The 26,261-nt window shown below is 46.0% G+C and carries 24 protein-coding genes and 1 other annotated feature; of the genes, 3 read left to right on the top strand and 21 right to left on the bottom strand.

The annotated features are described in order from the left end of the window. Positions 1-3: 3 nt before the first annotated feature. A complete protein-coding gene (locus tag VSQ61_RS07960) occupies positions 4-1,623 on the top strand; it encodes a PepSY domain-containing protein (protein WP_334343906.1) in 1,620 nt (539 codons plus the stop codon). Positions 1,624-1,676: 53 nt separating this feature from the next. On the opposite strand, the gene lpdA is transcribed toward VSQ61_RS07960, so the two are convergent. The 12 genes from lpdA to rpmG form a co-directional block, all read right to left on the bottom strand. Further along, entirely contained in the window at positions 1,677-3,044 is a 1,368-nt protein-coding gene (lpdA, locus tag VSQ61_RS07955) for a dihydrolipoyl dehydrogenase (protein ID WP_334343905.1), read from the bottom strand. 164 nt (positions 3,045-3,208) lie between these two features. Then, positions 3,209-6,907 (bottom strand): DNA-directed RNA polymerase subunit beta', encoded by a 3,699-nt coding sequence (gene rpoC, locus VSQ61_RS07950; RefSeq protein WP_334343904.1) that lies wholly within the window; start codon positions 6,905-6,907, stop codon positions 3,209-3,211. Between the two features lie 16 nt (positions 6,908-6,923). After that, positions 6,924-10,772: a DNA-directed RNA polymerase subunit beta gene (rpoB, locus tag VSQ61_RS07945; protein ID WP_334343903.1), complete on the bottom strand. Its 3,849-nt coding sequence runs from the start codon at positions 10,770-10,772 to the stop codon at positions 6,924-6,926. A gap of 227 nt (positions 10,773-10,999) precedes the next feature. Next, positions 11,000-11,350, bottom strand: a complete 351-nt coding sequence (locus tag VSQ61_RS07940) for a hypothetical protein (RefSeq protein WP_334343902.1) — start codon at positions 11,348-11,350, stop codon at positions 11,000-11,002. An 11-nt stretch (positions 11,351-11,361) separates the two neighbouring features. After that, on the bottom strand, positions 11,362-11,850 hold the full coding sequence (locus tag VSQ61_RS07935) for a hypothetical protein (protein ID WP_334343901.1): 489 nt from the start codon (positions 11,848-11,850) through the stop codon (positions 11,362-11,364). 245 nt (positions 11,851-12,095) lie between these two features. Beyond that, positions 12,096-12,473: a 50S ribosomal protein L7/L12 gene (gene rplL, locus VSQ61_RS07930; RefSeq protein WP_334343900.1), complete on the bottom strand. Its 378-nt coding sequence runs from the start codon at positions 12,471-12,473 to the stop codon at positions 12,096-12,098. Positions 12,474-12,559: 86 nt separating this feature from the next. Beyond that, entirely contained in the window at positions 12,560-13,048 is a 489-nt protein-coding gene (gene rplJ / locus VSQ61_RS07925; RefSeq protein WP_334343899.1) for a 50S ribosomal protein L10, read from the bottom strand. 48 nt (positions 13,049-13,096) lie between these two features. Then, positions 13,097-13,237, bottom strand: a sequence feature (ribosomal protein L10 leader region). A 56-nt stretch (positions 13,238-13,293) separates the two neighbouring features. Beyond that, complete coding sequence (gene rplA, locus VSQ61_RS07920) at positions 13,294-13,986, bottom strand: 50S ribosomal protein L1 (RefSeq protein WP_334343898.1); 693 nt, start codon at positions 13,984-13,986, stop codon at positions 13,294-13,296. Positions 13,987-14,122: 136 nt separating this feature from the next. Beyond that, entirely contained in the window at positions 14,123-14,548 is a 426-nt protein-coding gene (rplK, locus tag VSQ61_RS07915) for a 50S ribosomal protein L11 (protein ID WP_160569211.1), read from the bottom strand. 63 nt (positions 14,549-14,611) lie between these two features. Further along, on the bottom strand, positions 14,612-15,127 hold the full coding sequence (gene nusG, locus VSQ61_RS07910; RefSeq protein WP_334343897.1) for a transcription termination/antitermination protein NusG: 516 nt from the start codon (positions 15,125-15,127) through the stop codon (positions 14,612-14,614). A gap of 10 nt (positions 15,128-15,137) precedes the next feature. Then, entirely contained in the window at positions 15,138-15,341 is a 204-nt protein-coding gene (secE, locus tag VSQ61_RS07905; protein ID WP_334343896.1) for a preprotein translocase subunit SecE, read from the bottom strand. A 24-nt stretch (positions 15,342-15,365) separates the two neighbouring features. After that, on the bottom strand, positions 15,366-15,515 hold the full coding sequence (gene rpmG / locus VSQ61_RS07900) for a 50S ribosomal protein L33 (protein WP_140393106.1): 150 nt from the start codon (positions 15,513-15,515) through the stop codon (positions 15,366-15,368). Positions 15,516-15,742: 227 nt separating this feature from the next. On the opposite strand from rpmG, the gene VSQ61_RS07895 reads away from it, so the two are divergent. After that, positions 15,743-16,501: an IclR family transcriptional regulator gene (locus VSQ61_RS07895; RefSeq protein ID WP_334343895.1), complete on the top strand. Its 759-nt coding sequence runs from the start codon at positions 15,743-15,745 to the stop codon at positions 16,499-16,501. A 205-nt stretch (positions 16,502-16,706) separates the two neighbouring features. On the opposite strand, the gene VSQ61_RS07890 is transcribed toward VSQ61_RS07895, so the two are convergent. Together VSQ61_RS07890 and VSQ61_RS07885 are read right to left on the bottom strand one after the other, a co-directional pair. Further along, positions 16,707-18,140, bottom strand: coding sequence for an aldehyde dehydrogenase family protein (locus VSQ61_RS07890; protein WP_334343894.1), 1,434 nt, complete (start codon positions 18,138-18,140; stop codon positions 16,707-16,709). Positions 18,141-18,170: 30 nt separating this feature from the next. Beyond that, positions 18,171-19,334 carry an FIST signal transduction protein gene (locus VSQ61_RS07885; RefSeq protein WP_334343892.1) on the bottom strand — a complete coding sequence of 388 codons (1,164 nt, stop codon included), beginning with the start codon at positions 19,332-19,334 and terminating at the stop codon, positions 18,171-18,173. 275 nt (positions 19,335-19,609) lie between these two features. Between VSQ61_RS07885 and VSQ61_RS07880 the strand changes: the two genes are divergently transcribed. After that, positions 19,610-19,996, top strand: coding sequence for a metal-dependent transcriptional regulator (locus VSQ61_RS07880; RefSeq protein ID WP_334343891.1), 387 nt, complete (start codon positions 19,610-19,612; stop codon positions 19,994-19,996). A 35-nt stretch (positions 19,997-20,031) separates the two neighbouring features. Here VSQ61_RS07880 and VSQ61_RS07875 read toward each other — a convergent pair whose 3' ends face one another. The 7 genes from VSQ61_RS07875 to VSQ61_RS07845 form a co-directional block, all read right to left on the bottom strand. After that, a complete protein-coding gene (locus VSQ61_RS07875; protein WP_334343890.1) occupies positions 20,032-20,601 on the bottom strand; it encodes a CvpA family protein in 570 nt (189 codons plus the stop codon). 16 nt (positions 20,602-20,617) lie between these two features. Beyond that, positions 20,618-21,814 (bottom strand): DUF5711 family protein, encoded by a 1,197-nt coding sequence (locus VSQ61_RS07870; protein ID WP_334343889.1) that lies wholly within the window; start codon positions 21,812-21,814, stop codon positions 20,618-20,620. Between the two features lie 62 nt (positions 21,815-21,876). After that, positions 21,877-23,133 carry a LysM peptidoglycan-binding domain-containing protein gene (locus VSQ61_RS07865; protein ID WP_334343888.1) on the bottom strand — a complete coding sequence of 419 codons (1,257 nt, stop codon included), beginning with the start codon at positions 23,131-23,133 and terminating at the stop codon, positions 21,877-21,879. Between the two features lie 268 nt (positions 23,134-23,401). Then, positions 23,402-24,340, bottom strand: coding sequence for a transketolase family protein (locus VSQ61_RS07860; RefSeq protein ID WP_334343887.1), 939 nt, complete (start codon positions 24,338-24,340; stop codon positions 23,402-23,404). Beyond that, complete coding sequence (locus tag VSQ61_RS07855) at positions 24,328-25,164, bottom strand: transketolase (protein WP_334343886.1); 837 nt, start codon at positions 25,162-25,164, stop codon at positions 24,328-24,330. Before VSQ61_RS07855 ends, VSQ61_RS07860 begins: the two co-directional genes overlap by 13 nt. Before the next feature lie 142 nt (positions 25,165-25,306). Then, positions 25,307-25,903: a recombination mediator RecR gene (gene recR / locus VSQ61_RS07850; protein ID WP_334343885.1), complete on the bottom strand. Its 597-nt coding sequence runs from the start codon at positions 25,901-25,903 to the stop codon at positions 25,307-25,309. Then, a complete protein-coding gene (locus VSQ61_RS07845) occupies positions 25,903-26,256 on the bottom strand; it encodes a YbaB/EbfC family nucleoid-associated protein (RefSeq protein WP_334343884.1) in 354 nt (117 codons plus the stop codon). Before VSQ61_RS07845 ends, recR begins: the two co-directional genes overlap by 1 nt. Between the last annotated feature and the right edge of the window lie 5 nt (positions 26,257-26,261).

The following is a 26,261-nucleotide window of genomic DNA, read 5'->3' as shown; positions in this document are numbered from 1 at the left end:
ACCATGACAAATAAGGAAGCCGAACAAAAAATTAAGCTGGCATTTTTAAACGCCGTTCCTGATATTCGTGATTCTGTCCTCTCCGACTGCCAAACTCAAAAAGGAGCTGTGACAATCATGACAGATATCAAAAAGAAAAATCCATGGACAAAACGCCTTGCTGGTATCGCTGCCGCATTTGCATTGCTGATTGGCGGAATAACCGGCTTCCAGGTTTACCAGACAAATTATACCGTTGCTTCTCTAATTTCTTTGGATGTAAATCCGTCCATTGAGATTCAGGTCAATCGAAAAGAGCAGGTTTTGGCCGTAAACGCCCGAAATGATGACGCCAAAATTGTTGTGGGCGATATGGATTTCAAGGGAAGCAGCCTGGATGTAACCATCAATGCCCTCATTGGTTCCATGCTTCGAAACGGATATTTAAACGAGATGGCCAATTCCATCCTTGTAAGCGTAGACAATCAGGATCCCATAAAAGGAGCGGAGCTTCAGGAACGGCTTGCCGCCGAAATCAACGAGGTGCTTCAGACCGGCACTTTTAATGGTGCGGTATTGAGCCAAACCATTTCCGCCGATCCCAGCCTTCGTTCGCTTGCCGACACTTATGGAATTACTCTCGGAAAAGCCCAGCTTATTCAGCAAATTATAAACCAAAATACCTTTTATTCCTTTGAGGATCTGGTGCCCTTGTCCATCAATGAACTGAACCTGATAAGTGAATCAGGCAATTTAAAGCTGGCTAATGTCAGCTCCCTGGGAACCGCCAGTGATAAGGCTTATCTGGGAGAAGAAAAAGCCAAGGATGCCGCACTATCCCATGCAAATGTATCCGCTGATAAGATTACACATTATGAAATTGAGCTGGACTATGAGAACGGTGTGATGGTCTATGAAATCGAGTTTAAATGTGAAGGCTTTGAATACGATTATGACATTGACGCCATTACAGGCAGTGTTCTGAAAAACAAGAAAGAAGCGGATCATGACTACATTCCGCCACAGAATAATAATACCCCGGATAATGCTCCGAGCAATACCAACACTGCTGACAATAACGACAGCAATAATAATACCAACAGCACAAACGGCACAAACAGCTCTTCCGGCGCTAATTCCGCTTCCTCCACTTCTTATATCGGCGAAAGCCAGGCCAAAGAAGCTGCTCTTTCTCATGCCGGTGTAACCGCAGATAGCATTGCCAATTTTGAATGCAAGCTGGATCATGAAGACGGCATTATGGTCTATGAAATTAAATTTCACTGCGGAGAATATGAATATGATTACGAGATCCACGCTACAACCGGTGCGGTCTTAAAGCATGAATGGGATTATGATGACGATTACTATGATAACCATCATAATAACCCCCATTACAATAACAGCTCCCATTCATCTGCCGGAAGCAATTCTTATATTAGAGAAGCCCAGGCAAAAGGGATTGCCCTTTCTCATGCAGGAGTTTCAGCAGAAAGCATTCAAAAATACAAATGCGAACTGGACTCTGATGACGGCATCATGGTTTATGAGGTTGAATTTGACTGCGCCGGCTATGAATACAACTATGATATCAACGCTGCAGATGGTTCAATTGTAAAATATGAAAAAGAAGTAGATGATTAACGAAACAAATCCCACTATAGAAAATGCAGGCAGCTCTATAGTGGGATTCTTATTTAGGAAAACAGAGCTTCCCGAATCACTTCGCATACGGTAGGATGCGGGAAAATTGTTCTCTTTATGCTCTCCAGAGGAATCTTGTTCTCAATCATCAGGGCCAGAGAATAAATATACTCTGATGCATAGGAAGACATAATCGCAGCGCCTACGATCACATCCTTCTGCGTGTCAATTATAATCTTGCAGATTCCATTGCTCATCCCATTCTCTGCCACATGGCGGCCGCTAAAGTTAATGGAAACCTTCTTAACGATATATGGAATTCCTGATCCCTTAGCCTGCTCCTCAGACAAGCCTGCAAAAGCCGCCTCAGGGCTGGTATACACAACGCCGCAGACAGCATCATAGCTCATGGCATCCGTCTTTCCAAGAATGGTGTTAACCGCAACCTCACCCTCCCGGTAGCCTACATGGGCCAGCATGACCTTTCCGTTCACATCGCCAATCGCATAGACTCCCGGCACATTGGTGCGCATCTGGGCATCCGTAACAATCGCCCCACGTTCCACCTGCACTCCCAGCTCCACAAGGCCTTCAATATTACTGTTGGCTCTCCGTCCTACACACATCAGAGCTTTATCATAAGCTGCCACATCAATCCTGCCGTCTCTTGTAAATGTCACGACTCCGCCGGACACCTTTGTCACGCCGCTGGAAAGATAGAAAGTTACTCCTTTTTTCTCCAATTCCTGCTGAAGAAGAAGACTCACCTCCCGATCATTCGGCCCAAGTACCTTGTCCATCATCTCAATAACCGTCACCTTTGAGCCTGCTTCCTGAAAATAAGCCGCCATTTCAAAGCCAATGACGCCGCCGCCTACAATCAAAAGCTTCTTCGGAATCTCTGTCATATCCAAAATTTCATCACTGGTCATGACTGTTCCCTTTTCCAGTTCCTCTTTCACCCCTTCAATCGGAGGCACAACCGGCGATGATCCGGCAGCAATAATCACATTTTCCCCAACAAAGGATTCACTCTCCGTAGACACAACCAATGCGCCGTTCTCCCTGGACAGCTTTGCCGTTCCGTTCACTACCTGTACTTTTTTTCTGCGCAGGCCTCCTGCCACACCCTGTACCAGTGTCTTCACTACCTCATTCTTCTTCCGGACGACTACCGCATGATCCAGCGAAACATCCTTGGCGGTTACACCATAAGGCTCTCCTGCTCCATTAGCATAATGGTAGACCTTCGATGCATATAAAAGCGTCTTGGTAGGAATACAGCCCACGTTCAGACAAGTACCTCCTAAATTTTTCTTTTCTATCAGAAGCACACGCTGTCCATGGTGCGCCGCATACTCTGCGCTGTTGTAGCCCGCCGGGCCTCCGCCAATCACAATCACGTCAAATTCCCGCATCATTTCCTCCTTTTTTAGTTCTGCTGTTATTGGGTTTCGCTATTTTGTTACATCATTCCTTAATTATAGGTCTATCATACGATCTTTCAGCCATAAAAAGCAAGGGTATCTTTTTAAATATAGAAAACAAGGAGTTGTCGGAAAACCAACAACCCCTTATCTTTACTTTAAACCTCTGCTAATTCCTCTTCGTTTTCTATCTCTTCCACTGTTTCATCAGGTAAATCTTCAGTTGCTTCCTCTTCGATAAAGTCCTCTGTCAGCTCCAGATCCTCATCGAAATCCTCAGACAATTCCAGCTCTTCATACGCATCCAGCTCCGTATCCAGCTTCACGGAGCGATAACGCTTCATGCCGGTTCCTGCAGGAATCAGCTTACCAATCAGCACATTCTCTTTGAGTCCAATCAGCGGGTCAACTCTTCCTTTAATCGCCGCCTCGGTCAGAACCTTGGTAGTCTCCTGGAAAGATGCCGCAGACAGGAACGAATTCGTAGCCAGAGATGCCTTGGTAATACCAAGCATAACCTGCTTGCCCTCTGCCGGACGCTTGCCCTCTGCCTCAAGCTTCTCGTTCATATCCTCAAAGTCAAGAACATCTACCAATGTTCCGGGCAGGAAGTCCGTATCGCCGTTATCCTCAATACGAATCTTCTTCAGCATCTGACGTACAATCATCTCAATGTGCTTATCATTGATATCCACACCCTGCAGACGATATACACGCTGTACCTCCTGAATCATGTAATCCTGAACGGCACGGATGCCTTTGATCTTCAAAATATCATGAGGATTCACGCTGCCCTCTGTCAGCTCATCTCCGGCCTCCAGAACCTGGCCATCCTGCACTTTCATACGAGAGCCATAGGGAATCAGGTATGTCTTAGATTCTCCGTCCTCATTTGTCACCTGGATCTCCCGCTTTTTCTTAGTATCAAGAACCGTTACCGTACCGGGAATCTCCGTAATAATTGCAAGACCCTTGGGCTTTCTGGCCTCAAACAACTCCTCTACACGAGGAAGACCCTGAGTAATATCTCCGCCGGCCACACCGCCTGTATGGAAAGTACGCATGGTCAGCTGAGTACCCGGCTCGCCGATAGACTGAGCCGCAATGATACCTACGGACTCACCTACCTGAACCGCCTCACCGGTAGCCATGTTAGAGCCATAACATTTGGCGCAGACACCAATGTGAGATTTACAGGTTAAAATGGTACGGATCTTTAATTTATCGTAAGGATTTCCATTCTCATCCACGCCGGACTTAATAATGGCCGCCGCCCGTCTGGGGGTAATCATGTGATTTGCCTTTACAATCACATTGCCATCCTTATCCTTGATTGTCTCACAGGAAAAACGGCCTGTAATACGCTCTTGGAGGCCCTCAATCTCTTCTTTTCCTTCCATGAAAGCCTTTACTACCATGCCGGGAATCTCATCCTTCCCCTCGCAGCAGTCTACCTCACGGATAATCAGATCCTGAGAAACATCTACCAGACGTCTTGTCAAATATCCGGAGTCTGCGGTACGCAGCGCCGTGTCGGACAGACCCTTACGTGCACCATGTGCAGACATAAAGTACTCCAATACGTCCAGACCCTCACGGAAATTAGACTTGATGGGCAGCTCAATCGTATGGCCTGTGGTATCTGCCATCAAACCACGCATACCGGCCAACTGTTTAATCTGCTTATCGGAACCACGGGCTCCGGAGTCCGCCATCATATAGATATTGTTATACTTATCCAGTCCATCCAGCAGAGCCTTGGTCAAAATCTCATCTGTCTGCTTCCATGTCTCCACAACCTCTTTATAGCGCTCTTCCTCCGTAATCAAACCACGCTTATAGTTTCTTGTGATCTTATCCACGGTATCCTGAGCTTTCTGAATCAACTCCGGTTTCTCCGGCGGTACGGTCATATCGGAAATAGATACGGTCATAGCCGCTCTGGTAGAGTATTTGTAGCCCATGGCTTTGATATCATCCAGAACCTCTGCGGTCCGGGTAGCTCCATGGGTATTGATAACCTTTTCAAGAATCTGCTTTAAACCTTTCTTTCCTACGTGGAAATCCACCTCCAGCTTAAGCTCATTGCCCGGAATGCTTCGATCCACAAAGCCCAGATCCTGAGGCAAAATCTCATTGAAGATGAAACGTCCCATAGTTGACTCGATAATATCTGAGATCTCATTGTCATCTGACAGCTTCTTAGTCACCTTTACCTTAATTCTGGTCTGCAGCTTAATAGCTCCGTTCTCATAGGCAAGAATAGCCTCATTTACATTCTTGAAGTACTTGCCTTCCCCCTCACTTCCCGGACGCTCCTGGGTCAGATAATAGATTCCAAGGACCATGTCCTGAGAAGGAACCGCTACCGGGCCTCCATCTGAAGGTTTCAGCAGGTTATTGGGTGACAGCAAAAGGAATCGGCATTCTGCCTGAGCTTCTACAGACAGGGGAAGATGCACCGCCATCTGGTCACCATCAAAATCTGCGTTGAAGGCTGTACAAACCAGCGGATGCAGTTTAATGGCTTTACCCTCTACCAGAATGGGCTCAAATGCCTGAATTCCCAGTCTATGCAGGGTAGGAGCTCGGTTCAGCATAACCGGATGCTCTTTGATAACCTCCTCCAGTACATCCCACACTTCAGGCTGCACCTGACGCTCTACCATCTTCTTTGCGCTCTTAATGTTGTGAGCTGTGCCTTTTTGTACCAGTTCCTTCATAACAAAGGGCTTAAACAGCTCAATAGCCATCTCTTTTGGAAGGCCGCACTGGTAGATCTTCAGCTCTGGCCCCACCACGATAACGGAACGTCCGGAATAATCCACACGTTTTCCAAGCAGATTCTGACGGAAACGTCCGGATTTACCCTTCAGCATATCAGAGAGAGACTTAAGAGCCCGGTTACCTGGTCCAGTTACCGGACGTCCCCTTCTTCCGTTGTCTATCAAAGCGTCTACAGCCTCCTGGAGCATACGCTTTTCATTTCTTACAATGATATCCGGAGCGCCCAACTCCAAAAGACGTTTCAGGCGGTTATTCCGGTTAATAATTCTTCGATACAAATCATTCAAATCAGAAGTAGCAAAACGGCCGCCGTCCAGCTGTACCATCGGGCGCAGATCCGGCGGAATTACAGGAATGGCATCCATAATCATCCATTCCGGCTGATTTCCGGACTCACGGAAGGCTTCTACAACCTCCAGACGCTTGATAATACGTGCCCGTTTCTGGCCAGTAGCATTCTGCAAAGCAGTTTTCAGTTCTACGGACTCCTTCTCAAGATCAATGGCTACCAAAAGCTCTTTGATGGACTCCGCACCCATTCCTACACGGAAGCGGCTGCCATACTTTTCCCGCATATCCTGATATTCTTTTTCTGTCAGGATCTGCTTATACTGCAGTTCTGTATCTCCTGCATCCAGCACAATATAGGATGCAAAATAAAGCACTTTTTCCAGGGTGCGGGGAGACAGATCCAGGATCAGTCCCATACGGCTGGGAATTCCCTTAAAATACCAGATATGAGATACCGGAGCCGCCAGCTCAATATGTCCCATACGCTCTCTGCGGACATTGGATTTAGTAACTTCCACACCACAGCGATCGCAGACTACGCCTTTATAGCGGATCTTCTTATACTTTCCGCAATGACACTCCCAGTCCTTGCTGGGTCCGAAGATACGTTCACAGAATAAGCCGTCTTTTTCCGGTTTCAGGGTTCTGTAATTAATGGTTTCCGGTTTCTTCACCTCGCCCTTGGACCACTCGCGGATTTTCTCCGGAGATGCAAGTCCGATCCGAATCGCATCAAAGGTCATTGGCTGATAAACCGCTTGATTCGTTGTTTCTGGCATGAATACACTCCCTTTCTTATTCCTCTTCTTCAAAATCCTCTTCGAAGTCTAAAAACTCATCCTCGTCTTCTTCCTCTTCTGCCACGTCAACCAGTTCTTCTCCTTCGAATTCCTGCTTGCTGAATCCATATGCTCCAAAAGATTCTTCTTCCTTATTGGAGTGTCTGTCGCCTTCGATAATGGAACGCAGATCCACATCGCCGTAATCACTGGTCTCCATAATTTCCACTTCTGTATTGTCATCCCGCAGAACTCTCACATCCAGTCCCAGAGATTGAAGCTCTTTCAAAAGCACCTTGAAGGACTCCGGAATACCGGCCTCCGGAATGTTGTCGCCCTTAATGATGGCCTCATAGGTCTTCACTCGCCCGATTACATCATCAGACTTCACGGTCAGTATCTCCTGCAGAGTATAAGATGCGCCATAGGCTTCCAGAGCCCACACCTCCATCTCACCGAAACGCTGGCCGCCAAACTGCGCTTTACCGCCCAGAGGCTGCTGAGTAACCAGAGAATACGGTCCTGTAGAACGGGCATGAATCTTATCGTCTACCAGATGATGCAGCTTCAAATAGTGCATATGGCCAATAGTAACAGGGCTGTCAAAGTATTCTCCAGTCCGTCCGTCACGCAGCCGCACCTTTCCGTCCCTGGAAATGGGAACGCCTTTCCATACTTCCCGGTGTTCAAGGTTCTCATGGAGATATTCCAGCACCTCCGGAAGAAGCTCTTCCCCATGCTTTTTCTCAAACTCTTCCCACTCCAGATTCACATAATCGTTAGCCAGATCCAGCGTATCCATAATATCATTCTCATTGGCTCCGTCAAATACCGGCGTTGCCACATTGAATCCTAGAGCCTTTGCTGCAAGACTTAAGTGAATCTCCAATACCTGTCCGATATTCATACGTGAAGGCACACCCAGCGGATTCAATACAATATCCAACGGGCGTCCATTGGGCAGGAAGGGCATATCCTCTACCGGAAGCACACGGGATACAACACCCTTGTTGCCGTGACGTCCCGCCATCTTGTCACCTACAGAAATCTTTCTCTTCTGAGCAATATAGATACGAACTGCCTGATTCACGCCCGGAGACAATTCATCTCCGTTCTCTCTAGTAAATACCTTGGCATCTACTACGATTCCATATTCTCCATGTGGCACCTTAAGTGAGGTGTCTCTTACCTCTCTGGCCTTTTCTCCAAAGATAGCGCGCAGGAGGCGTTCCTCTGCCGTCAGCTCCGTTTCTCCCTTAGGTGTTACCTTTCCTACCAGAATATCTCCCGCACGGACCTCTGCACCGATACGGATAATACCGCGTTCATCCAGGTCCTTTAAGGCATCATCACCTACACCTGGTACATCACGGGTAATCTCCTCCGGTCCCAGCTTGGTATCCCGGGCTTCAGCCTCGTATTCTTCAATATGAACAGATGTGTATACATCCTCCTGAACCAGTCTCTCACTCAGAAGAACAGCATCCTCATAGTTGTAACCTTCCCAGGTCATGAATCCAATCAGCGGATTCTTACCCAGGGCAATCTCGCCGCCTGAAGTAGAAGGACCGTCTGCAATAACCTGACCTTCCTCTACCTTCTCACCCTTAAATACAATGGGCTTCTGATTATAGCAGTTGCTCTGATTGCTTCGTGCAAACTTCGTCAGGCGATAGGTGTCCTTCGTCCCGTCTGCACATTTTACCACAATCTCATTGGATACAGCACGCTCTACTACACCAGCATGCTTCGCCACTACGCACACACCAGAGTCCACAGCAGTCTTTGTCTCCATTCCGGTTCCCACTACAGGAGCTTCCGTCACAAGGAGAGGAACTGCCTGCCGCTGCATGTTTGATCCCATCAGCGCACGGTTAGCATCGTCATTCTCCAGGAAAGGGATCAGGGCTGTTGCCACAGAAAATACCATCTTCGGGGATACATCCATGTAATCAAACATGGAACGCTCATACTCCTGAGTCTCCTCTCGATAACGTCCGGATACATTCTTACGAACAAAGTGTCCTTCCTCATCCAGATCCTCATTTGCCTGTGCTACATGGTAATTATCCTCTTCATCCGCCGTCATATAAACCACCTCATCGGTGACACGGGGATTTTTCGGATCTGATTTATCAATTTTGCGGTATGGCGTCTCTACAAAACCATATTCGTTGATTCGCGCATAGGTTGCCAGGGAGTTGATAAGCCCAATGTTCGGACCCTCAGGGGTCTCAATGGGGCACATTCTTCCATAGTGAGAATAATGCACATCCCGCACCTCGAATCCGGCACGATCTCTGGACAAACCGCCCGGTCCCAAAGCGGAGAGACGGCGCTTATGAGTCAGCTCACCTAATGGGTTATTCTGATCCATGAACTGAGACAGCTGAGAGGAACCAAAGAACTCCTTTACAGCAGCAGTCACCGGCTTAATGTTGATAAGCGACTGAGGTGTGATGTTCTCCTGATCCTGGGTGGTCATACGCTCACGCACCGTGCGCTCCATTCTGGACAAGCCAATCCGGTACTGATTCTGGAGCAATTCTCCCACTGCACGAATACGACGATTTCCTAAATGGTCAATGTCATCATCATTTCCAACGCCGTATTCCAGATGGAGATTATAGTTAATGGAAGCAATAATATCTTCCTTTGTAATATGCTTCGGAATCAGCTCATGAATGTCTCTCTTCACAGCTGCTTTGCGTTCTTCCGGATCACTAGATTCTTCCAGTATCTTTTTCAGCGCCGGATAATATACTAATTCTGTAACTCCCAGCTCTTTCGGGTTCACATCCATAAAATGTGTAATGTCAACCATCATGCTGGAAATCACACGGATATCCCGTTCCTCGCCTTTAATCATCACAAAGGGAACTGCCGCATTCTGAATCTCATCCGCCAGTTCTCTTGTAACCTCTGTTCCTGCCTCTGCAATAATCTCGCCGGTCAGGGTATCCACCACATCCTCGGAAAGAACCTGTCCGTGAATCCGGTTACGGAGCATTAACTTTTTATTGAATTTATAACGGCCCACCTTTGCCAGATCGTATCTTCTGGGGTCAAAGAACATGCTTGTGATCAGGCTTTCGGCGCTCTCCACAGCCAAAGGCTCTCCCGGGCGAATCTTCTTGTATAATTCCAGAAGACCTTCCTGATAGTTCTCGGCGGTATCCTTGCTTAAAGTAGCCATGATCTTCGGTTCTTCACCAAAGAGTTCCAGAATCTCCGCATTGGTTCCGAAGCCCAAAGCACGCACCAGAACTGTGATGGGTACCTTTCTTGTCCGGTCTACACGGACATAGAAAATGTCATTGGAATCCGTCTCGTACTCCAGCCATGCACCGCGATTTGGAATCACAGTACAAGAGTAAAGGCCTTTTCCTACTTTATCATGATCAATTGCATAATAGATACCAGGGGAACGAACAAGCTGGCTGACAATGACACGCTCTGCACCATTGATCACGAACGTACCGGTCTCCGTCATCAGCGGCAAATCACCCATGAAAATCTCATGTTCGTTAATTTCATCGGTTTCTTTATTGTAAAGACGTACTTTTACTTTCAGAGGAGCTGCATATGTCGCATCTCTTTCCTTGCATTCCTCAATCGTATATTTAATATCGCCTTCGCCTGTGCAAAGTGTAAAATCCACAAATTCAAGGCTCAAGTGTCCGCTGTAGTCAGCAATGGGAGAAATATCATCAAATACTTCCCGAAGTCCTTCGTCCAAAAACCATCCATAGGAATCCTTCTGAACTTCAATCAGATTGGGCATCTCCAAAACTTCTTTTTGTCTCGAATAGCTCATTCTACTGCTTTTACCGGTTGTAATAGGACGTATCCTGTTTTTTTCCATAGACGTTCACCCCTTATTTTCGTTGTGAATTGCGGCGTTTTTTGTCATATTCGGCTGTAACTGGCACAAAAATAGAGCCCAACTCACCACAATAGTGCATTTTCCATGGTAACACAGGCTTGTTTTTATGTCAAGCATTCTTTTGGGAAAATTTATCAAAAATTAATATATTGAGAAAGGCACTGTAAAACCAAAAACGATTATTTTACAGCGCCTTTTTTATTATGCTATATAATCATAGCTATTGCAAGAATATAAATAAAACCTATTACAAGAGCAATCAGCGTACCAATACTAGAAGTAATCACTCCGGCAATTGCCGCTCCATGTCCGGCTCTATGCTGAACCAGACAAATAATGCCGGTAATCAATCCGATAATGCCTAAAATAATTGCGATCCAAGGTATCCAAAAAAGTACAATTGACAAAATCCCGGTTACCAGGGATGCCGCTGCCATATTGCTGTTCTTTTTATGGGCATTCGGATCCTGCTCTCCAACAATAATGACAGGCTGATGGGGCTGCTGTCCATTATTATTCCAATTGTTCCAATTATCGTTTCTTGGTTCCTGTTCCATCCTTTATTCTCCTAATAATATGTATATTCCAAAGCCTGCCAAAGCTGCCCCATACCGTACGTCAATGCCGCCAGAATCACCACACACGCTGCAAAAGTAGCAATCAAAGGCCCTGTTTTCCCGCGAAGTCCCAGCTTTATATAAAGGAAACTGAATAATATGCCGATAAGAAGCCCCAGCCATCCCGCAAACAGAACACCGCCAATACAGCTGATTCCAACAAACACGTTTGCCACAACCGGCATCTTGTTCAATGGCACATACTCTTCGCCGCTTCCAAGGTATCTTCCGTTCACAGCCAGATCCACCTTGTTGCCTATTGCCACTACACGAATCTCTGCGCCATCAATAGTGATTGGATAATCAATCATGTTAATAAACCAATTCTGTGATCTCGTCTTATAGGCATTCCCATTTACAAGAATCTTGACACCAAAGGTAGTTTTGTACTCCACCTTATGTACTACCCCATTGACAGTAACATCCCATGCTTTCCTCATAATTTCCCGCCTCTCTTTTTTATAGTGTCTGCTGTAATATCGTGAGGATCGTATTACAGGGTTAATTATACCATAAATCTTTTATTTTGTATTAGTTTTTTTAAAATTCTCAGCATTACTAAATTTTTGAAAAGAAATATGAGGTTATCGTATATAACGATTTTTATGGAATTAATTACTTTCACAAAAAATGAGCGGAGAATTTATCTCTCCGCTCATCACTGTTTCTTTAATTCTGTTCTTTCTTATTTCAGAGTAACAGTTGCGCCCTGCTCTTCCAGCTTTGCCTTCAGCTCGTCTGCCTCTGCCTTGGTAACGCCCTCCTTGATTACCTTTGGAGCGCCGTCTACCAGATCCTTAGCTTCCTTCAGACCAAGACCAGTGATCTCGCGAACAGCCTTGATAACCTTAACCTTGGAATCTCCTGCACCTGTCAGCTCTACGTCGAAGGAATCCTTCTCCTCTGTTGCTGCGCCTGCGCCATCACCAGCCGCTGCAACAACAACACCAGCTGCTGCGGATACGCCAAACTCTTCCTCACATGCTTTTACCAGCTCATTTAACTCTAATACGGATAACTCTTTGATTGCCTCGATAAACTCAGCAGTTGTCAATTTTGCCATTTTATTTTTCCTCCTAAATAATTTTATTTACGCTGTCCGACCAACTGCTTTCCTGCTGATCGGTATCAATATACATATCGTACTTTTTATGCTTCCTTTGCTTCCGCAATCTGGCTGATTACACGAGCAAAGTTTGCAATCGGAGACTGGATGCTTCCAAGCAGCTTGCCCAACAGCTCTTCTCTGGACGGAATCTTGGATATAGCTTCCATACCCGCCGCATCATAGTAAGTTCCCTCTACGATACCGGCCTTGATCTCCAGTGCTTTCGCATCTTTTGCAAATTTGGCCAGGATTCTTGCCGGTGCAGTTGCATCTGTCTTTGAGATTGCAATTGCATTGGGTCCTTCCAAATGCTGGCTCAGGCTCTCACAGTCTGTGCCCTTGAAAGCAAAGTTCATCATTGTGTTCTTGTAAACCTTATAGATGATGCCGTTCTCACGAAGCTCTTTACGCAGTCTGGTATCTTCCTCTACGGTAAGTCCGCAATAATCAACGATTACAACAGACTGAGCATCAGCGATATTGGCTGCGATCTCATCTATGATCGGCTTCTTCAACTCAACTTTTGCCATGAATGGTGTACCTCCTTTATATATTTGTCCACCAACCCGACGGATTGTCAATGAATATAAAAACCTCCCCGCCAAAGACAGAGAGGTTTCCGAAAATCATTCTCAAAAGGAAAATGTATCGTCCTCGGCAGGCGTCTTCACCTTATGCCTTACGGCACCTGCTGTCTTCGGGTCGTGTTACATGCTATGAAAGCATAGCATATCTAAATCTAAATGTCAATCAATTCTTTCCTCAGCATTTCAGCTTAAACCAGCTTTGCCGGATTCAGCTTCACACCAGGTCCCATAGTAGGAGCAATGGTAATGCTCTTCAGGAACTGACCCTTTACTGCGGAAGGTCTTGCCTTATTGATTGCATCGATAAGCGTCTGGAAGTTGTCCGCTAATTGTTCTTCTGTGAAAGAAGCTTTTCCAATTGGCACGTGGATAATATTGGTTTTGTCCAGTCTGTACTCGATCTTACCGGCTTTGATATCCTGGATAGCCTTTGTCACATCCATGGTTACTGTTCCGGCTTTGGGGTTCGGCATCAGGCCCTTGGGTCCCAGTACACGTCCGAGACGTCCAACAACACCCATCATATCCGGGGTTGCTACAACTACATCGAACTCAAACCATCCCTCGTTCTGGATCTTCGGAACGAGTTCCTCTGCTCCTACGTAATCCGCCCCTGCTGCCTGCGCCTCGTCAGCCTTGGCATTCTTGGCAAATACCAGCACACGTGCAGTCTTACCTGTTCCGTGAGGAAGTACAACAGCGCCGCGGATCTGCTGATCTGCGTGACGTCCGTCACAACCTGTCCGGATGTGAGCCTCGATGGTCTCATCAAACTTTGCAACAGCCAGCTTCTTTACGATGCTGATTGCTTCGTTTCTATCATACTGGGTCTGTTTGTCGTAGAGCTTTGCAGCCTCAACATATTTCTTTCCATGTTTCATATTAAATAACCTCCTGGTGGTAATTGCGGGAATCTGGGTTAATCCCTCCCACGTCCTTTTTTATTCGCCCCTCGGGCAGTCCCTAACTCATACCCCTTCGGGGTGGGCTTTGCCTGTCAAGGGATACAGTTACGTCTTAGTCTGTTACAGTGATACCCATGCTTCTTGCTGTACCAGCGATCATGCTGATGGCTGCATCAATGCTTGCAGCATTCAAGTCCGGCATCTTCAGCTCTGCAATCTTCTGAAGCTCTGCTCTTGTAATGCTTGCAACCTTCGTCTTGTTCGGAACGCCGGAACCAGACTGAATGTTGCATGCTTTCTTAAGCAATACGGCTGCAGGCGGAGTCTTTGTAATAAAGCTGAAGGATCTGTCTGCGTAAACTGTAATAACAACCGGAATAATCATTCCGTCCTGGTCTGCGGTTCTTGCGTTAAACTGCTTTGTAAACTCTACGATGTTCACACCGTGCTGACCAAGTGCCGGTCCGACTGGCGGAGCCGGTGTTGCCTTTCCAGCAGGAATCTGTAATTTAATATAACCTGTTACTTTTTTTGCCATATCAGGCACCTCCTTGTGGTGATCGCGGGAATTAGGGTTAATCCCTCCCACTTATTTGTTTTTCTACATCTTTCTTACTTCTGAGAAACTAATCTCTACCGGTGTCTCCCGGCCAAAGAGATCCACATTGATAATTACACACTGCTTTCCATGATTCATGGACTGAATTACGCCAACCGTATTCTCCCATGCACCATGGGTAACAATCACTGTGTCTCCTTCTGCAAAATCAACTACAACATCTTCAGACTGAATGCCCAGTGGTCTCATTTCTTCCTCTGTGAGTGGAACCGGTTTGGAGCCAGGTCCAACAAATCCGGTAACGCCTCTGGTGTTGCGCACCACATACCAGGTGTCGTCATTCATCACCATGTTAATCAGAACATAGCCAGGGAACAGCTTCTTCTGAACCTGCTTTTTAGCTCCGTTCTTCATCTCCACCACATCCTGCATGGGAACTCTCACTTCAAGAATCTGTTCCTCCAGATGTCTGTTCTCAATCGTCTTCTCAATGTTGGCCTTAACCTTATTCTCATACCCTGAATAGGTATGAACTACATACCAGTTCGCTTCTGCCATATAATCACCCCTATAACTTCATGATAGCATCAATACCATACGTCATAATAACGTCCAGTATCTTAATAATGATGCCCAAAGCCACGGATGTTGCCACGACTGCGATAGTCTGCTTTGTAAGGGATTTCTTATCTGGCCAGATGATCTTCTTATATTCAGCTTTAAGGCCCTTAAACCAGCTCTTCTTTGGAGCTTTTCCTGCTGCTTCGCTCATCTTCCCACTTTCCTTTCCGGCATCCTACTTCGTCTCTTTGTGCAGTGTGTGTTTCCTGCAGAATCTGCAGTACTTACTGGTCTCCATCCTGTCCGGATGGTTCTTTTTCTCTTTTGTCATGTTGTAATTACGTTGTTTACACTCCGTACATGCCAATGTGATCTTTACGCGCACGACTTCCACCTCCGCTTGATTTCTGTTTGCTGACAGCCTCTCTGAACCGTCATTTTTTAGGCATAAAAAAAAAGCCTACTTCCATTCGCCATAGTATCATAGCATGATACAGAAGAGAATGTCAAGGTTTTTATGCAAATTAGTGTTGACACAGTTTTTTTAGAACTTTACAATAAAATTATATCTGTTTAAAGCTGCTTTGTAAAGAAAAAACGGAGGGTTATATTATGGAAGAAAGTGTTCGTGTTGCAGATCGTATCTTTGATATATTGGAGACGCTGGCTTCCTCCACATCCCCCCTCAGCCTCTCAGAAATCGCCAAGGCCACCGGCATGAGCAAAAGTACGGTGCATCGGCTTCTGACCTCCATGTGCGCCCGGCAGTATGTAGAAAAGAACGGGAACGGCCTTTACTCGATCGGCTATAAACTGATCGAGACAGTCAGTCTTCACATTAATCAATTGGAGCTCCTAACCGAGGCCAAGCCGTTTTTAAGCGATATTATGCGTGATCTGGATCTGACTGCCCATTTAGGGATTCTGGATGGCTGTGATGTGGTCTATCTGGAGAAAATGGACATTTATCCCAATACCCGTCTCTATACACAGGTAGGATATCGTTCTCCTGCTTTTTGTTCTTCTATCGGAAAATGCCTGCTGGCCTGCCTGTCCGGAGATGAATTGGATGAAGCCCTCTATCTTTGTGATTTTAAAAGGTATACAGCGAATACTATCACTGATATCCGGGAGTTCAAGCGTTATCTAAAGGTTATCCGACGCCAGGGCTGGGCTATGGATAACGAAGAATATCAGGCCGGGCATCGCTGTGTGGGCGCTCCTGTGTTTGATTACCGGGGCTCTCCTGCAGCCGCCATCAGTGCCAGCGGATCCATTACGCAGCTTTCAGACGACAAGCTCGAGATGGTCATCCATGAAGTAAAGCGGGCCGCCGGAAAGCTTTCCAGGCGAATGGGTTATGTAGAATAAGCAGAAAATTGTCTTTGTCATAAGAATGATTCATAGCAAACCCACATGCACCCCATTGGCACACCACCATAAACGAAAGTCGGTAGTGGTGCATGGGGCATCCCTGAACTTAGTTTTCTGCTACGCAGAAAAGGATCTTTCATAGTAAAAAAGAATACTTCTCAGGCTATTGCAGGCCTTTGAAGTATTCTTTTTATGCAAAGCCTTAAATGATGTTCTTCAGAACAATTGTCTTTGTTCTGGTCACTTCATCGAAGGTAGACATTACACCCTCTGTTCCGATTCCGGAATATTTGTAGCCGCCGAAAGGCATCTCAAAGCTGCGGAAGAAGCTTGCGCCATTGATAATGGTTCCGCCGCACTCTAAAGCATTGCATACCTTCATAGCTGTCTTCATATTCTCTGTGAATACACAGCCGCAAAGGCCAAACTTAGATCCATTTGCAATCTCAATAGCTTCCTCTACGGTATCAAAAGTAATAATCGGAACTACCGGTCCAAAGATCTCCATGTCAACAGCTACGTCTGCTGTCTTAGGAACATCTGCAATTACCGTAGGAGCAATGAACGCACCATTTCTGGTTCCGCCTAAAATAACTTTTCCCCCCTGCTCTACTGTAAGCTTGATCTGCTCTTCTACCTTAATAGCAGCTTTTTCACTGATCAGGCATCCAATCTGCGTACTCTCTTCTGCCGGCATACCCTGTTTGAGCTGTTTGATGCGTTCAACAGCTTTTGCAGTAAACTCTTCCACACGATTCTTATGTATCAGGAAACGTTTTGAAGCACAGCATACCTGCCCGGTGTTATACATACGTCCCCAAATAAGTTCTTCTACTGCCAGATCCACATCACCGTCCTCCAGCACAATGAAGGCATCGTTGCCGCCCAGCTCCAGAGCAATATGAGCCAGGTGATCTGCTGCTGTTCTTGCCGTTTCAATACCTACCTCAGTAGATCCTGTAAGAGTAATGGCATGGACATCCTTATTTGCACACAGCCATGCGCCTACCTTGGAGCCCCGGCCTGTCACAATCTGAATGGCTCCCGGCGTCACGCCCGCTTCACCCAAAAGAGCGGTAAGCTTGCAGAGAGTCAGCGGATTGTCCGTAGAAGGCTTTACGATTGCGGCATTTCCTGCAAGAAGCGTAGGCGCTACTTTCTGATCAAACAGATCGCAGGGGAAGTTAAAGGGAATTACACAGGCAATCACGCCAATGGGCTCTCTCTTGGTAATCAGCACATGCTTATCCTGTCCTGCTTCCATGCCTGCCGGAATGGTCTCTCCATATAGATGCTTAGCTTTCTCAGAAAATGCTTTGAAGGCAATTGGAATATTGCCAATCTCTGCTCTTGCCTCTGTAATGGGCTTTCCGGTCTCCTGAGATAAGGTCTGTGCCAAATCTTCTTTGTTCTTCTCTACCAGCTCCAAAAAGCGGAACATAATCTCAGCCTTTGCATATACAGGAACATCTGCCCAAATCTTCTGTGCGGCAGCCGCTTTTTCTACTGCCAGATCTACATCCTCTTTTGTTGCTGCCGGGACTGTATCCACTACTGCTCCGGTAGCCGGATTAATCACTTCAATCACTTCGCCGTTGGAAGCATCCACAGATGCTCCGTTAATAAACATTTTCATGGGAATTCTTCTCCTCTCCTAATGAAATTTTTATGCCTCAAAGCCCGTAAAGGACAACATCAGGCCGCCGCAGGTGTTAAGGCCATCTGCCTCAAAGCCGTATTCGCCAAAAGTAAACTCTACAATAAAGGGAACGTCTCCTGCTTCCTTCTTAATCTGTGCAGCCACTTCATCAATACGACTGTCAATGCCTGCTCTTCTTCCGCCGCAGTGTACCAGATGATAAACTCCGGCAGGTGCTCCCATCTTCTCCTTCAATGCTGCAAGAGTATTGCCGGTAGAATCAATAAGCTCATCCACGGTTGCCTCCATACGGATCACCGCTGTTCCCTCTGCCAGATTATTTCCAATGTTCATGCTCAGGTCATCATTACCATTCATAGGATGACGGATAGCAATCAGATCGCCCAGACGATCCTTTACACCAAGAGGAGAAGTAATGGTCTGCACCAGCAGATCTCCGCCCATTACTGCATCTGTGCTGATTCCTCTCCAGTCTGCATACTTCTTAACTGCCGGAACTCCGTCAATCTCTGCCAGTACACGGTTATCCACTACCTTTGTGATAATACCCATATCCTTGGTCTCACGATAAGCACCCGTAAACTTATTCGTCATCTTCTTATCTGTATAGAAGAATGCTACTGCCACGCCGTCTGCAAAAGCGCCTTTATCTGTATAAAGTTTCCACTCGCCTGCAATGCTGTTATCTGCTGCACTTCCGCCATAGAAAGGAACTCTTCCAATCACCTTGGTAATTCCCTTCAAGTAGAATTCCTCTTCTCCCGGAGGCGCTGCCATGTAGAAGTAATCTGGGGCTGCTGTTTTGCCTGCCCGCTCCATAGCAAGCCTTGCTGCCTGCTCACCTGCATCTACAGGGCATCCGTTTTTCTCTACTGCTGCAATACCCACAGCCATCTCCGGATCGGATACTGCCATAATTCCCACAAAGCCATCATCTCCGGTTACAAATCCTTCCGGTGTAATTACGCCTGTAAAGGATGTATTGCCGATTACGGGCACGCCGGGAAGCTCCTCTGCAATTCCTGCCAGCATAGCATCCAGGTCATAGGCACAGCTTGCATATACATATGCCATATTCACGGAATCTAAGCCTGCTTTTGCTTTTTTAGCCGCTTCTGCCCCTGCTGTCTTTGGGTTACTGTTTGTACTGGAACCGGTATTACCTTTCATATAGAACCTCCTTTTATTTTGTAAATGCTTTTGTGTAAATCAGACAATAATTGTCTTGCATTTTATTATAATTTATTTATTTTTGTGGGCAATATCTGAATTCCGTCAAACGAAACGGGTGTTCCGCTGTATGGAACACCCGTTTTCGAGTTCTTTTTCTACATTTTCTGTCGCCGCCATCTCCATTCCTCAAAATTTCTTGCATTTTTCTCTTTTAAATGATACCCTCTTTTGTATAAAGCCATATTTATCAAAGAATCAAAGGAGGGCTATCTATGAGCTATCAAAAACATAAATCTGAGGAATCCGTAGAAGATTATCTGGAAACAATTCTGATTCTGAACGGCAAGCTTGCCAATGTGCGCTCTATTGATATTGCCAATGAGCTGAACTACTCAAAGCCCAGCGTCAGTGTTGCCATGAAGAATCTGCGCCAGCGAAATTATATCACTGTCTCTGAGGATGGTTACATTCGGCTGACAGATGAAGGACAAAAGCTGGCTGAGACTGTCTATGAACGCCATTCTATCCTTTCCGAATGGCTGATCCAAATCGGCGTAACCCCCGAGATCGCCATTGCAGACGCATGCAGAATGGAACATGACATCAGCGCAGAAAGCTTTGATGCCATCAAAAAGTATCTTCTGAAAAATCCCTCCTAATTCGGATCCGCCAGGCCCGGCGGCAGCTTTTATTTCTACAAAAGCAGCAGTAAAAGATTTCTGCGGTAAATCCAAGAAAGAAGGTTACTGTTCGCAATCATCCAGAGAAGCTGTCCGCCGGGCTTTGTACCTGCGCACATAGTAACTGCAAAGAAAAAAATCCATACAAAAAGAACCCCTTCTGCCAAGCCCAAAACCAAACCTGCTGTTTTGTTCAGCCCATACAGAACGGGAAGTTTTGCCACGATCCCCAAAGAAAATAAGACGCCCTGCACCAAAACGCTTACCAGCACAAAAGTAATCATAAATGCAACTACCTGCAATGCCATATCCGCCAGATAGTCACTTACAAAGTCTTCCATTCCAATCAGTTCTATTGCTTCCATCACATCAAATTCACTGGCAGCAATACTATTTTGCAGCACCCGATGCATTGCCGTCTTTTCTTTTAAAAAACTTGTTATAAGAGGCGACACTGTGGATGTTGCTATCAATGTGAGAATCATGCTTAATATTCTCACGGATTTTTTGATAAATCCTTTCCGATGACCATCCCAGGCTGCAAGCAGCAAAAATCCGCCTATTGCGGGCGTCAACCAATTCATATTCTTTTGTTCTCCTCTATTTCAATTTCACTTCATCTGTTCGATCCGAAAAAACAAAAATATATTTCCGCATCCCAGATCCTTTATAGATATCTGCTATTGTCCCGTCAAAATTCCCTGTATACCTTAAAACCCCCTGCCTGCTGTAAATCTCACACTCACTTTCATTAAATATGATGAGACTGCTGCCAGACATTTTGACCTGTCCATATGCCAGATTTGTCTCCTGATTCAGAACCAGATTGCCCGAAGTGTCATAGAGATGCACTTCATATTTTGCACTTTCCTTTCCAGTCCCTTCTACCACTACTCCTACATTCTCTGTTCCGACAAAAACACTGCGGATTTCTGTTTCTTCCTTTGCCTCTGCTATTTCTTCCGGAATCTCTTTTCCTTCATAATAAATAATTCCTTTATCAGACATTGCCACACAGATGCTGTCTCCCATATATTCAATGCGAGGTATTATCCGTTCCTCATATACCTTAGAAGCCACAATTTTATCTACAAAGTTACCTCCCACAGTGCCAAAATTGTAAAACACAATACAGCTTGCAGAAGTCCCCCCCTGTATCTGAAGGTAGGATACAGCAAGCTTAATACCGTCTGATGAAATTCCAATGGCCAGAGGCTGTCCTGTCTCAGCCAGTCTGCAGCGGGCTTCTGTCAGTTTTTCGCCCTCATCGTCATAAAGGCAGATCCAGGAAGCGGAATTGTCACTCAGCAGCATAGCCGTTACCCCTTGTGAGGAAACGCTGACCTGCTGAATGGGAAGCAGCGTAGTAATCTGAGTACGCAGGCCATCTTCATTAAATACATAAGCTTCATTTCCCTGCATATCTGCAACAACTACGGAATTCTGACATATGTCCAGAATCGGCATCTGCATATTGTAAGTCTGGCTCCACAGAGCTTCATTTTTCAGATTGACACAGGAAATGCCGTCTCGGCTATATTTTAAAATCTTTCCGTTATATTCTGCATACTGTGTATTCAGAGTGTCTGTTCGTTCATTGGAGGAAAGAAGCTCATAAGTCGTGTAGGTTTTGTATCGGCTCCAAGACCACATTCCAAAGATCAGTCCAGCTACAACAGCTGCACAAACAAAACCCTTGACACCAATTCCTGCCCGATGGCGAAATAATTTCTCTTTATAACTTTTCATGTCCTCCGCAGTTTCCGGAGTTTTATATAGAGGTGTAATCTTTGCCATATCTTTATCCTTTGATCACTGTGCCGCACACAGTCTTTGGGTACTATGATAGCACAGTTTCATTAAGGAAGCAAAAGTTTTTGTCCAACCAGAATATGGTTCATATCTTTAATCCTATTCAAACTGCAGATTTCATCAATTTTATTATCCTGCCCATAGATCTTTCTGCTGATTTTCAAAAGGGTATCCCCCTGCTGAACCGTGTAACTCTCAGGTATAGATACCACATTTTGGCTGAGAGCTATTTCTGCCGTCTCCTCTGGTTCTTGGGATTCTGCCGGTTCCTGCGGTTCTTCTGCTTCTGGCTCCCGATCTTCTTCCCCCTCTTCCTGGTGCTGCGGCTCTTGATTTTCTTCCGTTTCCTGCACTATCTGCTCTCCCTCCTCATCTTGGGGATCTGCAGCCTTTTCACTTTCTTCCGCTTCCTGAAACCGTGCATTTTCCTCTTCCATTGCCGCAGTAAGGGAATCTGTGCTTGCAGCCATCTGTTCCTCCTGGTAATCCAGGGTTCTGGAAATCTCGCTCAAGGTCAATTCCAAGCCTTCCATTTTCTCATAATTATTAATAAGAGTAATTCCTATTACCAGAACTACCATAACTAGAAAAGTGCTTGCCGTATACAGAAATGTCATTACCCTCTTTTGTCCCGACACATCTTTTTTCTCCCGAACTAATGTCCGAAAGCTTCTGGCCGCCCGATCCTCAAAGTCATCTTTTTCTTCAATGCTTTCCCCGGTGCCTGTATCAACCATATATTGCTGCATTGCCGCATTGCGCTCATAAAAGATATAGTAACCTCTTTGACGGGCCAAACGCCCATTCTCATAGGCGTAAAAGTCCTCCTCACCATCCTCTGGTTCCGCCACCATTAAGACTTTATCCGATCCGCCGAATTGATTAATATGAATCTTCAGCAGTCCGGAATCCAATTCCATGGGATATCCAGGGATGGATAAGAACCATCCCAGAATATCCTGCTCTGCAAAATACTCCTTAATGGTTCCGTATATTTCCGCCCACACCTCATCTGTAAAAGGAATCCCTCTGCTGTAATCTGTCAGCTCATTCACCGCCACAGCACTTTTAATAAAAAGATATGGAACTCCTTCCATATGATCCGTATTTCCCAAAAGGACTGCCGCACGGCTGTCCAAAGCCGCTTCTTTTGCCATTTTCTTTAAATATGTAACAACATAATCTTCTATGTAGATCTTTCTATCTTCCTCCGGCTCTCCTATCTGGCGGACATTTTTGGGCAAGTCCAATTTTCTTCCCTGTCCCATTCCTTTTGTGTTTTCCTTATAAACAATTTCAATCATACTCTGTTCACCTCGTTACCCTCTCTTATTTTCTCCAAGCAAAACAATAGGCATGTCCACTTGGCTTTTTCTCCATGCCTTCAGCCGCCCCATTGCAAGCGTTTCAGTCAAAACTGCTGCTCACATAATTTACTACATGGTAACATAGGATTTCTGTGTGATTTGTCATTTTCTGTCAAAGGATCTGGAATTTTTTTCGACATATGAAGACCAAAAAGAGCCAACTGCAATGCAGTCAGCCCCTTTTATTTTTTCAATCTGCTATTTTTTACATAAACTCTTTTGTCTGCTCGTATACGCCAACACCGTCCAGACGATACTTCTCGACCAGCTTTGCTGCCGGTCCAGACTCGCAATAGGTATCATTGACACCAAGCTTCTTCACTGGTGTCGGCAGTTTCTCGCTCAGCACGTCACACACTGCACTGCCAAGACCGCCAATCACGGAATGCTCCTCTACGGTCACTACCTTGCCTGTCTTCTTTGCAGATGCAAGAATCAGCTCTTCATCCAACGGCTTGATGGTATGAATATTGATCACTTCTGCAGAAACGCCGTCTGCTGCCAGCTTTTCTGCTGCTTCTAATGCACTGTTCACACAAAGGCCTGTTGCAACGATAGTTACGTCCGTACCCTCTCTCAGAACGATTCCTTTACCAATCTCAAACTTATAGGTTGCCTCATCATTGAATACAGGAACTGCCATTCTGCCGAACCGCAGGTATACAGGCCCTACATATTCTGCTGCTGCCTTCACGGCCGCACGAGCTTCCACATCATCTGCCGGATTGATGATTACCATGCCCGGTATGGTTCGCATCAAGGCAATATCCTCATTACACTGATGAGTTGCTCCGTCCTCGCCAACAGAGATACCTGCATGAGTTGCTCCAATCTTTACGTTCAAATGAGGATATCCTACCGCATTCCGAACCTGCTCATAAGCACGTCCTGCTGCAAACATAGCGAAAGAGCTGCAGAAGGGAATCTTACCGGTGGCAGCTATACCTGCCGCGATGCTTACCATATTACACTCTGCAATTCCGCAGTCAAAGAAACGCTCCGGAAATGCTTTCTTAAATACGCCCGTCTTAGTTGCACCTGCTAAATCTGCATCCAATACAAGTACATTGGGATTCTCTTCTCCAAGAGCCTTTAACGCATTACCATAGCTTTCTCTCGTTGCAATCTTCTTTACTTCTGACATAATGCTTCACCTGCCTTCTCTAATTCTGCCATTGCGGTTGCATACTGCTCATCATTGGGAGCTGTGCCATGCCATGACGCATTGTTCTCCATGAAAGAAACGCCCTTGCCCTTTACCGTCTTCATAATAATAGCTGTAGGCTGCCCCTTAATGGTTCTTGCCTCATCGAAGGCTGCTTTCAGCTGATCAAAATCATGTCCGTCTATGTTGATCACATGGAAGCCAAATGCCTCAAACTTCTCTGGGATCGGATAAGGAGAGTTTACTTCCTCAATGGTTCCGTCAATCTGCAGATTGTTGTTATCCACGATCACGCACAGGTTGTCCAGCTTCTTTGCACTTGCAAACATAGATGCCTCCCATACCTGGCCTTCCTGAAGCTCTCCGTCACCCAGAAGCGTGTATACACGATAATTGTCACCGAAGGTCTTTGCCGAAAGAGCCATACCTACGGCTGCGGAAATTCCCTGTCCCAAAGATCCGCTGGACATATCCAGTCCCGGTGTATGCTGCATACAGGGATGTCCCTGCAAATGAGAACCGATATGACGGAGTGTAGTCAACTCCTCCTTCGGGAAAAATCCTCTCTCTGCCAAAGCTGCGTAAAGTCCTGGTGCTGTATGTCCTTTAGAAAGTACGAAACGGTCTCTGTCTGCTTTCTTCGGTTCCTTCGGGTCGATATTCAGCTCCTCAAAATACAGATACGTAAATACGTCTGCTGCTGATAAAGAACCGCCCGGATGTCCGGACTTTGCACTGTGAACGGCTGTAACGATGCTTTTACGGACTTCGTTTGCCGTCTTTTGAAGTTCTAACTTAGTCATGTTTGTCCCACCTTTAATTATTTTTTTAAAGAATCCTGTCCATATCATAGGATGTGTCTGTCTTTTCCTAATGATACCAAAATCTCTTCTTATAGTATACCTACAGAAACGTGGACGGTCAAGCTGTTCTTAAGGAAATCTATTACAGTTCAACACGCCCTTCCAGAGCCCGCAGAAGCGTCACTTCATCAATATATTCCAGATCACCTCCTACGGGAACGCCGCTGGCTATCCGTGTCACCAATATCCCTGTAGGCTTAATAAGCTTACTGATATACATAGCCGTTGTCTCCCCCTCCAGACTGGAGTTGGTTGCTATGATTACCTCTTCCACATCTCCATGAAGCCTGGTCATCAGTTCCTTTAAGCGGATGTCGCCAGGGCCGATTCCCAGCATAGGAGAGATAGCTCCGTGAAGTACATGGTATACTCCCTCAAATCTCCCGGTCTTCTCATAGGCTGCCAGATCCCTGGTGTTTTCCACCACCATAATCTGCTTACCGTTCCGCTTGGGATTGCTGCAGATAGGGCAAAGCTCCCGATCCGTCATAGTAAAGCACTGCTTACAGTAACGCACATTTTTCTTGGCATCCAGAACAGACTCTGATAAAGCCTGAACCTTTTCCATGGGCATATTGACAATGTGAAAGGCAAGGCGCTGGGCTGTCTTGCTTCCAATCCCCGGCAGTGCGGAAAGCTGCTCAATTAACCTGCTGATTTGACTTCCGTAATAGTCCATTAGAAAGGCAAGCCTCCGCCCAGACCGCCAGTCAGCTTTGACATCACAGCCGCAGAATCTTCCTCCATCTGACGAAACGCCTGATTCGCTGCCGCCATAATCAGATCCTCCAGCATCTCAATGTCATCCGGATCCACTACTTCCTCAGCCAGCTTTACCTTTACAATCTCTTTCTTACCTGATACCGTAATCTCCACTGCACCGCCGCCTGCCGCAGCCGTATATTCCTTTTCTTCCAGTTCTTTTTTGCTTTCCTCCATCTGACGCTGCATCTTCTGCGCCTGCTTCATCAGGTTATTCATGTTGCCTGGCATACCCATTCCTCCGCCGGGAAATCCACCTCTTTTTGCCACTTTTG

The organism is Candidatus Merdisoma sp. JLR.KK006 (genome assembly GCF_036941035.1).
GTDB lineage: Bacteria > Bacillota > Clostridia > Lachnospirales > Lachnospiraceae > Laedolimicola.
This window is presented reverse-complemented; position numbering and strand designations above follow the sequence as displayed.

What these genes read in the sequence shown, in the direction of transcription:
- VSQ61_RS07960 (WP_334343906.1), top strand. Translation starts at nt 4, where the DNA reads ATGACAAATAAGGAAGCCGAACAAAAAATTAAGCTGGCATTTTTAAAC.
- lpdA (WP_334343905.1), bottom strand. Translation starts at nt 3,044, where the DNA reads ATGATGCGGGAATTTGACGTGATTGTGATTGGCGGAGGCCCGGCGGGC.
- rpoC (WP_334343904.1), bottom strand. Translation starts at nt 6,907, where the DNA reads ATGCCAGAAACAACGAATCAAGCGGTTTATCAGCCAATGACCTTTGAT.
- rpoB (WP_334343903.1), bottom strand. Translation starts at nt 10,772, where the DNA reads ATGGAAAAAAACAGGATACGTCCTATTACAACCGGTAAAAGCAGTAGA.
- VSQ61_RS07940 (WP_334343902.1), bottom strand. Translation starts at nt 11,350, where the DNA reads ATGGAACAGGAACCAAGAAACGATAATTGGAACAATTGGAATAATAAT.
- VSQ61_RS07935 (WP_334343901.1), bottom strand. Translation starts at nt 11,850, where the DNA reads ATGAGGAAAGCATGGGATGTTACTGTCAATGGGGTAGTACATAAGGTG.
- rplL (WP_334343900.1), bottom strand. Translation starts at nt 12,473, where the DNA reads ATGGCAAAATTGACAACTGCTGAGTTTATCGAGGCAATCAAAGAGTTA.
- rplJ (WP_334343899.1), bottom strand. Translation starts at nt 13,048, where the DNA reads ATGGCAAAAGTTGAGTTGAAGAAGCCGATCATAGATGAGATCGCAGCC.
- rplA (WP_334343898.1), bottom strand. Translation starts at nt 13,986, where the DNA reads ATGAAACATGGAAAGAAATATGTTGAGGCTGCAAAGCTCTACGACAAA.
- rplK (WP_160569211.1), bottom strand. Translation starts at nt 14,548, where the DNA reads ATGGCAAAAAAAGTAACAGGTTATATTAAATTACAGATTCCTGCTGGA.
- nusG (WP_334343897.1), bottom strand. Translation starts at nt 15,127, where the DNA reads ATGGCAGAAGCGAACTGGTATGTAGTTCATACCTATTCAGGGTATGAG.
- secE (WP_334343896.1), bottom strand. Translation starts at nt 15,341, where the DNA reads ATGAGCGAAGCAGCAGGAAAAGCTCCAAAGAAGAGCTGGTTTAAGGGC.
- VSQ61_RS07895 (WP_334343895.1), top strand. Translation starts at nt 15,743, where the DNA reads ATGGAAGAAAGTGTTCGTGTTGCAGATCGTATCTTTGATATATTGGAG.
- VSQ61_RS07890 (WP_334343894.1), bottom strand. Translation starts at nt 18,140, where the DNA reads ATGAAAATGTTTATTAACGGAGCATCTGTGGATGCTTCCAACGGCGAA.
- VSQ61_RS07885 (WP_334343892.1), bottom strand. Translation starts at nt 19,334, where the DNA reads ATGAAAGGTAATACCGGTTCCAGTACAAACAGTAACCCAAAGACAGCA.
- VSQ61_RS07880 (WP_334343891.1), top strand. Translation starts at nt 19,610, where the DNA reads ATGAGCTATCAAAAACATAAATCTGAGGAATCCGTAGAAGATTATCTG.
- VSQ61_RS07875 (WP_334343890.1), bottom strand. Translation starts at nt 20,601, where the DNA reads ATGAATTGGTTGACGCCCGCAATAGGCGGATTTTTGCTGCTTGCAGCC.
- VSQ61_RS07870 (WP_334343889.1), bottom strand. Translation starts at nt 21,814, where the DNA reads ATGGCAAAGATTACACCTCTATATAAAACTCCGGAAACTGCGGAGGAC.
- VSQ61_RS07865 (WP_334343888.1), bottom strand. Translation starts at nt 23,133, where the DNA reads ATGATTGAAATTGTTTATAAGGAAAACACAAAAGGAATGGGACAGGGA.
- VSQ61_RS07860 (WP_334343887.1), bottom strand. Translation starts at nt 24,340, where the DNA reads ATGTCAGAAGTAAAGAAGATTGCAACGAGAGAAAGCTATGGTAATGCG.
- VSQ61_RS07855 (WP_334343886.1), bottom strand. Translation starts at nt 25,164, where the DNA reads ATGACTAAGTTAGAACTTCAAAAGACGGCAAACGAAGTCCGTAAAAGC.
- recR (WP_334343885.1), bottom strand. Translation starts at nt 25,903, where the DNA reads ATGGACTATTACGGAAGTCAAATCAGCAGGTTAATTGAGCAGCTTTCC.